General features: G+C 34.3%; 15 protein-coding genes. 14 read left to right on the top strand and 1 reads right to left on the bottom strand.

What is annotated here, in order from left to right; all coding sequences use genetic code 11:
* Positions 1-26 precede the first annotated feature (26 nt).
* From ACR1PO_RS07450 to ACR1PO_RS07490, 9 genes are all read left to right on the top strand, one after another.
* Positions 27-290 (top strand): hypothetical protein, encoded by a 264-nt coding sequence (locus ACR1PO_RS07450; RefSeq protein ID WP_433986348.1) that lies wholly within the window; start codon positions 27-29, stop codon positions 288-290.
* A 2-nt stretch (positions 291-292) separates the two neighbouring features.
* Positions 293-2686 carry a TonB-dependent receptor domain-containing protein gene (locus ACR1PO_RS07455; protein ID WP_433986349.1) on the top strand — a complete coding sequence of 798 codons (2394 nt, stop codon included), beginning with the start codon at positions 293-295 and terminating at the stop codon, positions 2684-2686.
* Positions 2661-4469 (top strand): hypothetical protein, encoded by a 1809-nt coding sequence (locus ACR1PO_RS07460; protein WP_433986350.1) that lies wholly within the window; start codon positions 2661-2663, stop codon positions 4467-4469. Before ACR1PO_RS07455 ends, ACR1PO_RS07460 begins: the two co-directional genes overlap by 26 nt.
* 84 nt (positions 4470-4553) lie before the next feature.
* The gene (locus ACR1PO_RS07465; protein WP_433986351.1) at positions 4554-4940 is read left to right on the top strand and encodes an acyl-CoA thioesterase; all 387 of its coding nucleotides are present in this window, start codon (positions 4554-4556) and stop codon (positions 4938-4940) included.
* Positions 4941-5075: 135 nt separating this feature from the next.
* Positions 5076-6518, top strand: a complete 1443-nt coding sequence (locus ACR1PO_RS07470) for a serine hydrolase (RefSeq protein WP_433986352.1) — start codon at positions 5076-5078, stop codon at positions 6516-6518.
* A 72-nt stretch (positions 6519-6590) separates the two neighbouring features.
* Positions 6591-7037 carry a 6-pyruvoyl trahydropterin synthase family protein gene (locus tag ACR1PO_RS07475; protein WP_002976816.1) on the top strand — a complete coding sequence of 149 codons (447 nt, stop codon included), beginning with the start codon at positions 6591-6593 and terminating at the stop codon, positions 7035-7037.
* Positions 7038-7058: 21 nt separating this feature from the next.
* Positions 7059-7829: a UDP-2,3-diacylglucosamine diphosphatase gene (locus ACR1PO_RS07480; protein ID WP_433986353.1), complete on the top strand. Its 771-nt coding sequence runs from the start codon at positions 7059-7061 to the stop codon at positions 7827-7829.
* A gap of 193 nt (positions 7830-8022) precedes the next feature.
* Positions 8023-9015, top strand: coding sequence for a LuxE/PaaK family acyltransferase (locus ACR1PO_RS07485; RefSeq protein ID WP_433986354.1), 993 nt, complete (start codon positions 8023-8025; stop codon positions 9013-9015).
* Positions 9016-9212: 197 nt separating this feature from the next.
* Complete coding sequence (locus ACR1PO_RS07490; protein WP_433986355.1) at positions 9213-9758, top strand: hypothetical protein; 546 nt, start codon at positions 9213-9215, stop codon at positions 9756-9758.
* 47 nt (positions 9759-9805) lie between these two features.
* On the opposite strand, the gene aqpZ is transcribed toward ACR1PO_RS07490, so the two are convergent.
* Complete coding sequence (gene aqpZ, locus ACR1PO_RS07495; protein WP_332385082.1) at positions 9806-10522, bottom strand: aquaporin Z; 717 nt, start codon at positions 10520-10522, stop codon at positions 9806-9808.
* Between the two features lie 220 nt (positions 10523-10742).
* Here aqpZ and ACR1PO_RS07500 point away from each other — a divergent pair, with 220 nt between their 5' ends.
* The 5 genes from ACR1PO_RS07500 to ACR1PO_RS07520 all read left to right on the top strand — a co-directional run bounded on the left by ACR1PO_RS07500 (position 10743) and on the right by ACR1PO_RS07520 (position 14272).
* Positions 10743-11363: a DUF5715 family protein gene (locus ACR1PO_RS07500; RefSeq protein WP_332384992.1), complete on the top strand. Its 621-nt coding sequence runs from the start codon at positions 10743-10745 to the stop codon at positions 11361-11363.
* Positions 11364-11425: 62 nt separating this feature from the next.
* Entirely contained in the window at positions 11426-12205 is a 780-nt protein-coding gene (locus ACR1PO_RS07505) for a hypothetical protein (protein ID WP_433986356.1), read from the top strand.
* Between the two features lie 15 nt (positions 12206-12220).
* On the top strand, positions 12221-12844 hold the full coding sequence (locus ACR1PO_RS07510; RefSeq protein WP_433986357.1) for a hypothetical protein: 624 nt from the start codon (positions 12221-12223) through the stop codon (positions 12842-12844).
* A gap of 95 nt (positions 12845-12939) precedes the next feature.
* Positions 12940-13626 (top strand): sensor histidine kinase, encoded by a 687-nt coding sequence (locus ACR1PO_RS07515; RefSeq protein ID WP_433986358.1) that lies wholly within the window; start codon positions 12940-12942, stop codon positions 13624-13626.
* Positions 13595-14272: a response regulator transcription factor gene (locus tag ACR1PO_RS07520; RefSeq protein WP_433986359.1), complete on the top strand. Its 678-nt coding sequence runs from the start codon at positions 13595-13597 to the stop codon at positions 14270-14272. Before ACR1PO_RS07515 ends, ACR1PO_RS07520 begins: the two co-directional genes overlap by 32 nt.
* The last annotated feature ends 77 nt before the right edge of the window (positions 14273-14349 follow it).

Consider the following 14349-nt stretch of genomic DNA (forward strand, 5'->3'; position numbering starts at 1 on the left):
CAGAGTAAAAACCAAAAACAATTTTTATGGAAAACAATATAAAGGAAAAAATCAGTGATATTTTACAGGACTTAACGCAGAATGAGTACCGTGATATTTTTGAAGGGTGTGAGAATGACCAGGACAGATTACAGCTATTGACTTCAGAATCAATGCTGGCGCTGGTTTTTATATCATCCCTTGAAGACGAATTCTCAATTGAATTTGAAGATGACGAATTAGATGTGAACTTTTTTTCCAGCCCGGAGATTGTTGAAAATATTATTAAAAAGCATCTTGCTCTTGCTTAAGTATGAAAAAAATCCTTTCAGTATTTTTATTTATTAGCCTTATTCAATCTGTATATTCTCAGAAATATTCAGCCGCCGGTAAAGTAGTAAACGAGAATGGTTTGCCGGCAGCAGCGGAAGTAATTCTTAGCACAAAATCAGATTCTTTACTTGTAAAAGCTGCGGTTACCGATGATAGTGGAAAATTTATTCTTGAAAATCTGTCAAACGGAAAATATATCATCAGTATTCAGCAGGGAACTTCAATTAAATATAAGGAGATATTTGAAATTAATAATAAATCTATTGATTTAGGAAACATTACAGCTCATCAGAATACAATTTTAATAGATAAAGTTGTTATTGTTAAACCCCTCCTGGAAAGGAAAATTAACAAGACAATTATTAATATAGAAAATAGTATTTATAAAGTAGGAGATAATACTTATCGATTATTAAATATTTCCCCTGAGATTCAGACCGATAATATTGGGAATATAACTTTCAGGGGAAATGAATCGGTAACAGTCTATATGGATGGCAGAAAGCTACAGCTTTCAGGAAGAGAACTAATGGATTATCTGAAATCAATTCCTTCAGAATCTATTAAAAATATCGAAATAAGTTCGGTTCCTTCAGCTGAATTTGACGCAGCCAATAAAGGAGCTGTGATTAACATCAATACAAAAAACAACTATAAATACGGACTAACAGGTACGGTGTACAATGAAGTGCAGCAGCATAGACGCTTTCAATGGAATACAGGATTAATGCTTGTATATAGAAAGAAAAAAGTCACAACACAGGCTAGTTATTCCTTTGGAACAGGTAGGGGATTTAATGATAATAATGACACGCAAACTTTCTTTGATAAACCTTTACAGCTCAGTCAGCACGAAGATTATAAAGAGAAAATTAATGCACACAATCTCAATCTGGGTCTTGACTATAATATCAACGATAAAAACGTTGCAGGTGCTAATTATAATCTGAACTATTGGGATGGCACAACCAATGGGTTATCAGTAAATTCAATAAGAAATACCGTCAATTTTAATATTGACTCAATATATATTACCAACAATGAAAAACCTTTAAGGCTGAATAATCAGACATTTAATGCTTTTTACAGATACAAGATTGACTCGCTTGGCAGCAAAATAGATGCAGGCTATAATTTTATCAATTATAATAATCATCAGGAATCTTATCTAAACAATAGCTTCTTTGATGATAACAATCACAGCATAAGACCAAATACATTTTTAACTATAAAAAATCCTATGAAAATTAATATCCATACTTTCAATTTGGATTATAATAAAGTGCTTAAAAATGATTTAACCATTCAGATTGGATCAAAATATGTGAACTCCAAAACCAATAATAATATACAATTCTTTGATGGAGTGAATCAAATATACAATTCTGTTCGTTCAAATGAATTTATATATGATGAAAAGATTCTCGCTTTCTATTCCAGTATGACAAAAAAATGGAATAAATGGGGAATGAACCTGGGGATGAGAGTTGAAAATACCAATTATAATGCAAACTCGGTAACTTCATCTGAATCTATTTCCCAAAACAGATGGGATTTTTTCCCAACAGTTTTTCTTGAATATAAACCTTCAGATGATAATACATTAAACTTCTCCTATGGACGAAGAATAACACGGCCCGCATTCAGAGTTCTTAATCCGTTCGAAAATATTGAAGATCCGTTTTCCATTTCAAAAGGAAATCCTTTTTTGAAACCTTATTTTTCAAACAGTTTTGAGCTTACATATCTGATTAAGAAAAAGCATAATTTCACCCTTCTTTACCAGAAGAATTCTAATGTTATCAATAATGTTTTCATTACCAACGAGGATTCACAGACGATTTCTACATTTGATAACATTAATGATGAAGATATGTATTTAGCATCATTCAGTACTTATTTTGATATTTATAAATGGTGGAATTTCAGTCTGTATTCTAATGTAATTTATCGAAAAATTAAAGTGAATAATGAAAATCCACAATCTTATGAAAAAGTAACACCTTACATCAGAATTAGTAACACTTTTAAAATTCAGGACAATTTCTTTATAGAACTTAACGGAAGCTATTTTTCAAAAACGTTCTATGGTATATATGATCTTCATCCGCAAGGGGTAATAAACCTGTCCATTAGAAAATCCTTTTTTAATAATAAGTTGAATGTTAACCTGAATGTTAATGATCTGTTTAATCTTAAAAAAATTAAAATAGATGTCAATGAATCCGATTTTAATAGAGAAATCGAAAATAGATTTGCTATAAGAAGTGTGTCCCTAAGACTGTCCTATAGCTTTTCTAAAGGAAAGAAAAATACCAACAGAGAGCAGATAGAATCTACCAATAGCAATGAGGTCAACAGAATCAACCAATAGTATATTTAAATTATCCGATTTTTTTGAAATTTATGAAGAAGAAATAAACAGAGAAAATGTTTATTTACACTCGTATATCTCACACAAAAAGGTATTGATCAGTAAAACAGTTTACCATTTACTGCAGGAAAAATCATTTCAGTTTATAGATAAGGAAATATTAAGTGAATTGATCACTAAGGATATTGTAATTCCGGAACTGATTGACGAAAAAGAAAATATTACCCAATCTTTGCAGAACCTAAATAAATTAACGATTGTTTTTGATGATCATCACTTTTCTGATACTATTTTTCGGGATATATTTCATCTTTTGAATAGAATAGAATATAAGGATATCTGTCTGCTCTTCACCTTTCAGAATAAAAATAATATTGATTTTATAAAAGAAGAATTACCAAAGTATTCTCAACAACTGGAAAATATATCCATTCTGAGGTTGGAAAAACTGGACAAAAATTCTTTTGAAAGTAAAATTTATATCTATAAATGGTTAAATAATTTTCGTGAAGAAAAACAAATGTATTCCCATGCAATTGTTTATAATACAAATGATTTCGAAACTTATAGAACTTCTGTAGATGAAGAGAATATCTCATTTAAGGAAATGAACAATGCTGTTCTGCATACCTACAGGGATAAACTTGTAAGACCAAAAAGGAAGGATTCCTTATCGCTTTTATCATCTGTTCATCATTATCTGAAAGAATTACCGATATCCGGATTTCTTGTTGATTATGACAAAGTATTAGAATTTATTAAAACTCGCAAAATACATAAAGACTGTATTGAATGCCCAGTTTTACCATTGTGTGGCGGATATATTGATAGAATTGAAGTAAAATGTCCTTCATTTAAATATAGTAAACTGAAAATTTTTAGCAGAGAAACAGAAGAAATATCCCAAAGTACAATAACAGGTGTTAGTAATAGTTTAACATTAAAATCAGAAATCCTGGAAAGCTTTGAAAAAATGATTGCTTATAATGTTAAAGATCATTTGGATCATATGGCCATTGTATACCTTAACAAAGAATACAGCAAAGGGTTTATCCATGCAAAATCAGGAAAAATTGCAGAAGCTAATCATACTTTTGCGAATGCAGATGTACTGGCCAAAAGATTACTGCCTCAAAGTGGTTTTTCTTACAATTATATACAAACATTCATTACTTCTACCAAGTCTTATCTGGCTTTTAAAACCAATAAAAAGAAACATGCTATCGATATTACCTTAGAAGGTATCCGGTATGGAGTTCAATTAAATAATTACGAATATTCGGAAATTATTTCTTTACATATATCTCAAATGCTGATGAACTTGTCTAAAGTTTATTTAACTTTAAATGATTTGAAAAATTGGGAAAAAACCACTCTTTCCAATATCCATTATTTGCTGAATTATGATTTGCCGGAAGAAGCTTCCGGATATGATATTCGCTCATTACAAAAGACACCGGAGAATCTGAAATATTTTATGCTAGTAGAAACCATTAATCAGGTATTAACCAATATTGTAAGAAATGATTTTGAACCCGGTGTAGAATTACTAAAAAAAATTGTTGTCAATGACCTTTCAAAAGATGTAAATAAACAAATTTGTGAATGGGTGGATTTAATTACCATTTTCTGTACCTCTTATACCAATATTTCAGATTACGAAATCCGGCTTTCGGAATTTTACAGTTCTGAAAATAAAATAATAGATCTTTCTAAACTTAAACTTTTTTTAAGATTTATGGTTAAAAACAACAATAAAAAAATCTATAGAAATATTTTATAATCTAAAAAAACAACGGTTAAATATTATATAATTCTGGAAAAGTTCTGTTTTAAAAATAATAAATTTGAGTAAACTTTCAGAAGAATGAATTTAATGTACGAAAAACAGATAAAAGTAACAGAACAACATATTGATCAGAATAATCATGTCAATAATGTACAGTATGTGCACTGGGTGGAAGAAGTGGCAGCAGAGCACTGGGATCTGTTAAAACATAAAACAGAGTATGCAAATGATGTCTGGATGCTTCTGGACCACCATATCCAATATAAAAAACAGGTTTATCTGAATGATGTCATTACGGTAAGAACCTACCCTCTGGCCCCCGAAGGAGCCAGACAGCCACGAAAGGTAGAATTTTACTGCAATGATGAGCTGGTGGTAGATTCAAGCACACTTTGGATTTTATTTGATCCTGAAACTAAAAAGATCAAGCGTTTGGAAAGCGACTGGTTGGAAAAGTTTTTGTGATCAGAGAGAGAAGACAAAATCATTAACAGATTTGAAAAAATGATAAATAATGCCTGAACCAGGAGATCATTTTTCTGATGTAATACAATAAGGTCCACAGCTGTTTTTAATAAGGAACATCAAACAAACATCTCCATGAAACTATCTATTTTGCCAATACTGTTTTCAGGTTTTTTCTTTACCGTGTACAGCCAGACTACAGAACAATCAAAGGCCATCGATGACTATATCAAAAAGGTTATTCAAATCAATGAGATACCGGGAATGGCTGTCGGAATTGTAACCGATAATAAAGTAACTTTCCAGAAGTACTACGGAACAGAAACTTTGGAAAACGATAAGAAAGTAGATTCTAATTCTATGTTCAGGGTGTATTCTACTACAAAACTGATGTCCAATGTTGGGCTTTTCCAGCTTATTGAGAAAGGAAAAATATCTCTGGAAGATAAAATTTCAAAATATATTGACAATATACCGGCAGAATGGCAGAATGTTAAGGTGAAAAATCTTTTGTCTCATTCTTCAGGGTTACCTGACTGGATTAACTTCAGTGATATTGCAACAGATGCAACTAACGCTGAGGTTATTAACCGCCTGTCAAAAGAAAAAATGGAATTTGAAACCGGAACTGACTATAGATACAATCAGACAAACTATATGCTGATTGCGATGATTATTGAAAAAGTAACCGGAGAGAAATTTGAAGATTATATCCTGAAGAATCAGTTCTCAGATTCCAGAAATCAGGTGGTGTTTTCATCCAATTCCATTGAAAAAATTCCTAACAGAATTGTAAAATATATTTACAACAAGAATACACATCAGTATGATAAATCTACATTTGTGGAAGGAAGAAGAGCACATGCTGCCAACGGTCTGGCCATCTCATTGCCTGCTTTTTTACAGTGGAGCATTCATCTTAGTAAGAATGATTTTCTAAAACCAGCCACCCGGACGTTAATGTGGAAGCCATTCGAATACAAAAATAAAGAGATTACTTTCACTCATGGCTGGGATACAGATACTTTTAATAATATAAGATCCTATAATTTTTCGGGGGGAAATGTGAGTGCCTACAGAATTTTTCCTGACAGGAATTTAGCAATTATAGTGATGTCCAGCGGATATAAAAACTTTGCTGTTTTTTATCCAGTGATCAATCAGATTGCCGGTATGATGGATAAACGAATGCTGAATCCATACATGGTGGCAGAAGAATATACAAGGTCTGAACCTCTTGTTCATCCTGATCTTAAAAAAGAAGTTTATGGCTACCGGACTGAAAAAGATAACATCATTTTTTCTTACCCGTTTCCGGACGAACAAAGTGTAGAATATATCAGAAATATATCAGTTACCGGCTCTTTTAATAACTGGAATCCTGATGATCACGCATATTATATGAGCCTGAAAAAGGGCAATACTTTTGAACTGGTACTGCCAAAATCTCAGTTTGAAAAAGGGAAAACTTATCAGTTTAAATTTGTCATGAATAAAAAAGGCTGGCTTTCTGTACCTTACAATGCAATGAATGTTGATGGAACCAGAGATAATAATCTGACTTTTAAAATGGATTAAAGAATATTTTAAAATCGCATCAATAGAAACAGTCTTTTTCTGTGTTAAGCGGTTTTATCATATCTTTGCAGTATGATACGTATTACAAAAATTTTTACATTCGAAACGGCTCACGTACTTTACAACTACGATGGGAAGTGTAAAAATATGCATGGACATTCCTATAAGCTGTTTGTTACAGTGAAAGGAAAACCGATTAATGATATTGATAACCCTAAAAATGGGATGGTAGTTGATTTCGGAGATATCAAAAGTATCGTAAAATCTGAGATCGTAGACGTATGGGACCACGCGGTTCTTGTCAATGCACTGTCTCCACACAAAGAATTGGGAGATGATCTGGAACAGAAAGGCCATAAAGTTATTTATTGCAGTTTCCAGCCAACCTGTGAGAATATGTTGTACGCAATCGCCGCTAAAATCAAATCAAAACTTCCTGAAGGAATTTCTTTAGCTTATCTTAAACTTCATGAGACAGAAAACTCTTATGGAGAGTGGTTTGCTGAAGATAATCAATAATTTACCCACAAAACTCAGAAGGTGTTAAAAACAACAATTAATTTAGAACCTGGAAAAAAAGTATATTTCGCTTCAGATCAGCATTTTGGTGCTCCTACGCCAAAGGAAAGTAAGTTGCGCGAGGAGAGGTTTATACGCTGGATGGACGAGATCAAAGGAGACGCCCAGGTTTTGTTTTTAATGGGTGATCTTTTTGATTTCTGGCATGAGTGGAAGCATGTTATTCCCAAAGGATATGTCCGGGTGCTTGGTAAAATTGCAGAACTCAAAGACAGGGGGATTCATATTTATTTCTTTGTCGGGAACCATGATCTGTGGATGAAAGATTATCTGGAAGAAGAGATTGGTTGTACGGTATTCTATCAGAAACAATATTTTGAAATGGGAGGGAAGCAGTTTCTGCTGGCTCATGGAGATGGCCTGGGACCTGGTGATAAAGGATACAAAAGAATGAAAAAACTATTTACGAATCCTGTTGCACAATGGTTCTTTAAATGGCTTCATCCTGATATTGCAATGAAAATTGCATTATACCTTTCCCAAAAAAATAAAATGATCTCAGGAGAAGAAGACAAAGCATTTCTTGGGGAAGATAAAGAGTTCCTGATTATTTATTCCAAAGAAAAGCTGAAAACGCAGAAGATTGACTACTTTATCTATGGACACAGACATCTGCCTATGGTATTGGATCTGGAACCGGGTGCAAAATATATCAATCTCGGAGACTGGATTTCTTATTTTACCTATGGAGTATTCGAAAAAGATTTTGAATTGAAGACTTTTGAAAAATAAAACAAAAAAATTACCTCTAAAAAGAGGTAACTTTCGAACGGGTGGAAAACCCACTCTTGTTTTTAATCCATATTCCAGATAATTGATTGCAATAAGTTTACCAAAATAGGTTTTGTACATTAAAAAATTATTAAATAACAATATTTTATCTCTGTAATTGCCTCGTAGTGAGGGATTAATGAATTTAAAAATTATGGAACTGAACAATATATTCAACATACAGAATGAACAGGATTTCCTGGATGCATCATTGAAAACATTTCGTTATCAATATGAAAATGTTGAAATATACAGGAAGTTCGTTGACTTTCTGAATGTGAATCCCGATGAGGTAAACAGCCTGGCCAAAATTCCGTTTTTACCTATCGAAATGTTTAAAAACCATCAGATTCTGGATAAAAATGTAACGGCAGATCTGTATTTTCAAAGTTCAGGAACTACTCAGATGAATCTTTCCAGACATTTCATTGCAGATCCGGAATTATATGAGGAAAGTATTTATAAAAGCTTTGAACGGTTTATAGGAAAACCGGAAGATTTTATCTTCCTGGGTCTGCTCCCAAGTTATCTTGAGAAACAACATTCATCACTAATCTATATGGTAGACTATCTGATGAAAAAATCGGGTAAGCCGGAAAACGGATATTTTCTTTACAATCATGCTGAACTTTTTGACCTGTTGAATAAGCTTCAGGATAAAAAAGTTATTCTTTTCGGAGTTTCATTTGCTCTTCTTGATTTTCTGGATTATTGTCATTCCGGGCAAAGCGAAGAATCTCTCAATTTTCCTGAAAATCTGATAGTGATCGAAACCGGAGGAATGAAAGGCAGAAAAGAAGAAATGACAAAAGATGAATTGCTGAAGCTCTTACAGGAAGGCCTTAAAACAGATAAAATATATTCTGAATATTCCATGACAGAACTGCTTTCACAAGCATATTCCCTTGGGAATAACGAGTATGAATGCCCGAACTGGATGAGAATCATGGTGAGGAATGCGGAAGATCCTTTAGCTTATGAAAAAGAAGGAAGAACGGGCGCTGTTAATATTATTGACCTTGCCAATGCCCATTCCTGCTCATTTATAGCAACACAAGATCTTGGGAAAATAACCGGAGATAAATTTCAGGTACTGGGAAGAATAGACCATTCCGATATCAGAGGCTGCAGCCTGCTCGTAAGCTGATGATTTAATAAAAAAATGTGAATAGTCGAAGTCGCTTCGTCTGTCCATTTTTGTATAATTATAACAGCTATAAATAGCTTGTAACTTTGCTGAGTGAAAAGCCTTTGCGAATATTGTGTTACAATATTTACTATTAATGAAGTGTAATATCATTATTACTTTTTACATTGTACATTGTACATTTTACAACCATAACAATGATCAAAATAGAAGAACTCATACACGCATATATCCATACCCACTGCGATTTTGAAAAAGAGATTGTACTGACTAATTATTTTCAGGCAGATTGGGAAGCAGATATCCTGATCATTGATGCAGAAGGGGGTAGCCATGAAATTGAAATCAAACTTTCAAAAAGTGATTTTAAAAATGATTTCAAAAAATCATACCTGAATAAAGATACCGGAGAAAAATTTCTGAAACACGATAAAATTTCCTGCGGGGATTATATGTGTAATTCTTTTAGTTTTCTGCTCCCGATGGGAATGGTAGATGCTGGGCTTATTCCGGAACATTGCGGGATTATTGAATTCTATCATAATGTGGATACATGGGAAACCGAATTTTACCTGATCCGCCAGCCCAGAAAGCTCCATGAAGATTCTTACTGGAAACTGAATGATAAAGATCTTTTTATCAGGAAAATGGCCCTGAATCTTCTTCAGCGCAAAATGGAAATCAAGGGAAAGCATGAAGAGCTGATTTTTAAAAATCCTTTTGAAATCAAAAAGCTTACATAAAAAATCCTGCCGCCTGGCAGGATTTTATCATTGAATGTTATTTAAAATTAATCTGCAATTTCAGCAGTGTCTCTCTGAAGTAAGAACTTATAGATCAATCCTCCCACAACTCCTCCCAAAATAGGAGCTGCCCAGAACAACCAAAGCTGTGACATAGCAGTTCCTCCCACAAAAACTGCCTGAGAAAGTGATCTTGCAGGGTTTACAGAGGTGTTTGTAATCGGGATAGAGATCAGGTGGATCAGAGTAAGGGCAAGACCAATGGCAAGACCGGCAAATTTACCGTTAGCCCATTTGTCTGTAGCTCCCATGATCACGATAAGGAAAAATGCTGTTAATAAGAACTCAGCCAGGAAAGCAGCACCCATGCTGAACGCTTTTCCATTGTAAACAGCTTCACCGTAAAAATTCGTGGCAAAATCTCCGGGTTTTGAGAATTCTACCGCTCCGGCACCGTTAAGGATCGTATACAGGCATCCTGCTGCCACAATCGCCCCCAGACATTGCGCTACAATGTAAGGAATAAGGTCTTTTGCAGGAAATCTTCCTCCCGCTAAAAGCCCGAAAGAAACTGCCGGATTAAAATGCCCTCCTGAAATATGACCTACAGCGTAAGCCATTGTAAGAACCGTAAGGCCGAAGGCTAAAGCAACTCCTAGAAGTCCGATGCCAATATCTGGAACACCGGCTGCAAAAACAGCACTTCCACAACCTCCGAAAACAAGCCAAAATGTGCCGAAAAATTCAGCGAAAAGTTTTTTTATCATATTGTTTATTGTTTAAATGTATCTCAAATGTAAAATTTAAATCTTAAAGTAAAAAGTTAAAACTGAAAAAATATTTCAAAAAAAAGGGAACAAAAATTATAAAATATATAATTTGGTGTAAAGTTTGTTTGGGATTTATTTGTAGAGTACTATAGTCAGTTTTGAAAGATATAACATAAATGTTTTATCTTTCATTTGTAATTTTAAAGGTTGGTGAATGAGAAAGTTCTTATGTGTGGTCTTTGTACCTTTTATTTATAGTTTACATTATTCGCAGGCAGCAAAAAAGGCTTTTCCCTGCTATGATCTTGCCACTGTATTGAAGGTTGAACCCACACCGCTTTATAAATCTCACCTTGATGCTTCTAAGAGTTTTGGGCTAAAGCTGCTGAAAGACTCAAAAACAGTACAGAAATATATCAATAACGGTAAATTCCACAAAATAAAGAAATCCGGAAAAGGGTATCAGGTCCAGAGACTTGATTACAGCAGGGCCTATATGGTATCCAAAGCAAAGACCACATTGGAAAAAATAGGAGCCAAGTTCAGCAAGGACACGAAAGGCGGTACATTTACTGTTTCTTCCATTACCAGAACCCTTGAAGACCAATGCAGACTGAGAAGAGTGAATTCCAACGCCTCACTAGGGATTAGTTCTCATAATTATGGTAATTCCTTTGATATTTCTTACATAAGATTCAACAACGTTCTGAAGTACAATCCGAAGATGGAAATAGCTCTGGAGAAAGTTTTAAAATATTATGAAAAGGCCGGCAGGATATATTATATTAAGGAGAAGCAGCAGAGCTGTTATCATATTACTGTGAAAAATTATTAATCAAAACCCTCTTGCATAGCATATTTAGTTTATCTATTTTTATACGACTAAAAACTATGCTTATGTCAACATTAAACATTGTAGATTATATGCTGCCTGTAGAAGAATGCAGAGCAGCATCAAATGAGTGGAAAGCATCCTTTTCTGACTTTTCAAAACTTCAAAAACTTATTCCAACCAATTACGTTTTTAATATTTCCAGAGAACACCTTGAGTGGATGAAAGGGTTCAGTGACTATAAAGACTTTTGTGCAGCAGTCGGAATTTACAGGGACCGCTTGATCCTTATTTTTTATCCCATGAATAACGATGGGGGAAAAATAGATCTGAAAGAATATCCATACAGTTTTCTTACTGAGCTTGACAGAGACCTGAAATTACAGGAAATTCAGGAATATACGGTTATTAGAAATGCGGTTCTTTCTAAAAATCTTGAAAGTACTGAGAAAAATATGAATATGGGATTCCCGGTAACCAGTACGCCGGTTCTTGAACAGGATATAGCTGTAGAAGCGATTCAACGTTGGAGAAATGAAGGAATGGACTGGTTTTATAAAGAGAGCAGAGAAAACGAAGGAAGCGGAATTTTCAGAAAATTCTATGTTCCTACAGCAGACCTTTGTCTTTCAGATGAAGGCCTGGCAGGTATTACCTGTTCTTTCGGGATCAGATATAATGATATTTATGGGAAAATGCTCGTAACTCTTATCTTTATTTCTTTCCGTGAGAATCTTAGAAATGCAGAACTCGGTGTCGATACTATCTCCAATACCTATGACTGGGCCAAGCCATGTCCGCCTATCTGCCGTATACCGGATGTAGACGTAGGATGCGAATTTTAAATGATACGCTGAGGAATGGCTGAACTTTATAAGATAATTTTATTCCTGAATTATGCACTGCTTCTGTCTGTTATACTGCTGGGAGCAGCAAAGTACCGCATATTAAACGCTAAAGAAAAGCAGTATTTTCATTATATTGTTTTTCTTTTTTTTATTGAGTTGCTGAATCTGGCACTGCCTTATATCTTCAGTCTTAATGATACATCATTCCTCTATCCTTTATATATCGCAGGAGAATTTTTTCTACTGGCCGGTTTATTTATCAGAAAGCTGGATTGGCCAAAATCTGTTCTTGGAGCTGTAGGGATACTTGCAGCGGGTTTTATGATCTCAAAATACGGATTTGATTATCCTGCAAATGCTGATATTGCAAAAGTAGTTTCCAATATCACAATCATTTGTCTTTCCGGTTTTACCCTGATCCGGGAAATTAAAAATACTTCCTTAGAGAACCGTTTCCTTCTTGCAGATGCCAGTATTTTTTTCTACTATTCCGTTTCGGTATTTATTTTTATCATCCAGCACCAGATCGCCAATCTGTCGGAAAACGATTATTATACTATTCTCAGTGCCAATAATATTCTTTCGGGTATTTTGTACTGTTCATTTTTATATACTTTTTTCAGATTAAAGAAGTAACCTTAAATATCAACCTGCTGATCCTTATAATTGTTACCATAACAGTTATAGTATCCTTTATTCTGCTGGCTTACAGAACTTTTATAACCAGGATTATGAAGGAAAAGAATGCACAGCATGAGGCGGAAGTTCTTCACCAGAAAAAACTGGTGCTGGAAAACATCAAAGCTCAGGAAGAAGAAAGAAAAAGAATTGCGGTCATGATTCATGATGATATCGGAAACCGTCTCAATATTCTTTCTTTATGGCTGAATAACCTTGACACACAAGGGGATGAGCAGATCAAAAAAAATATCTACGGCCAGATGTCTTCCCTGATTGATGCAGCCAGAAGTATTTCCCATTCGTTATATCCTGTTAATCTCGAATCGGTAGGGCTGGTTTTATATGTGGAAGAACTGATTGCGAATCTTTCCCATAAGATTAATATCTCATTGCAGGTAATGCCGGGATATGAGAAGAAAGACCTTTTTGCAGAAGTGCAGCTGTACAGGATTATTCAGGAGTTTACTACCAATGTGATCAAACATTCGGATGCAACGGATCTTTGGATTTACATTAAAGATTATCCGGAAGATACAGTGGTTGTCATTTCTGATAACGGACAGGGGTTTGAATACGAAGAAGTGGAAAAAGGAATGGGAATCAAAAATATAGAATCCCGTATCAAATCAATGAATGCCACACACAAATGGAAAAAAACTTTTTTGAATAAAGGAAGTCGTTTAATCATAAAAATTCCAAAATATCATGAGTTCCCAAATCAAACTAGCACTGATTGATGATGAACAGCTCATCCTCGAAGGGGTAAAAATGTTGCTGTCCAATGAAAAAAATATATCGGTAAGTCTTACCGCTGATAACGGCCCCGATTTTATAGAGGACCTCGGAAAACTTTCAAAAGATGATTTTCCTGATATTGCCCTTATAGACGTTCAGATGAAACCTATGAATGGCTTTGAGCTGGTAGAAATCCTTAAAGAAAAATATCCGGACCTTAAAATCATTATCCTGTCTTCCCATTATAAAACCTCTATTCTGGGTTATATGGTTAAGCTGGGTGTATCGGCATTTCTTCCTAAAAACTCAAATAAGAAAACATTTATTGAAGCCATTACAATGGTGGATAAAAACGGCGTTTTTTTCACTGCTGAAGACCATCAGATGCTGTTTACCTACATGAACAGTTCGGCCAAAAAAAAATCTCTTTTTGAAACAGAAGATGAACTTTCCGAGAGAGAAAAAGATGTCGTAAAGCTGATCTGCCAGGAATTGACCAATAACGAAATCGGAGAAAAACTTTTCATCAGCCCAAGAACTGTGGAAAGCCACAGGCAGCGTATTCTGGAAAAGATAGGAGCTAAAAATACAGTAGGAATAGTCATCTATGCCATTGTCAACAATATTTACTCTCTTGAAAAAATATAATTGCATTCCGTAGAAATACGGAATTTTTTATTTGGTACTTTTCACTCTAGCCAGCCTTGTTTTTCTTCTGTTATTTT

Origin of the sequence: Chryseobacterium amylolyticum, from assembly GCF_051011775.1 — a bacterium.
Lineage (GTDB): Bacteria > Bacteroidota > Bacteroidia > Flavobacteriales > Weeksellaceae > Chryseobacterium.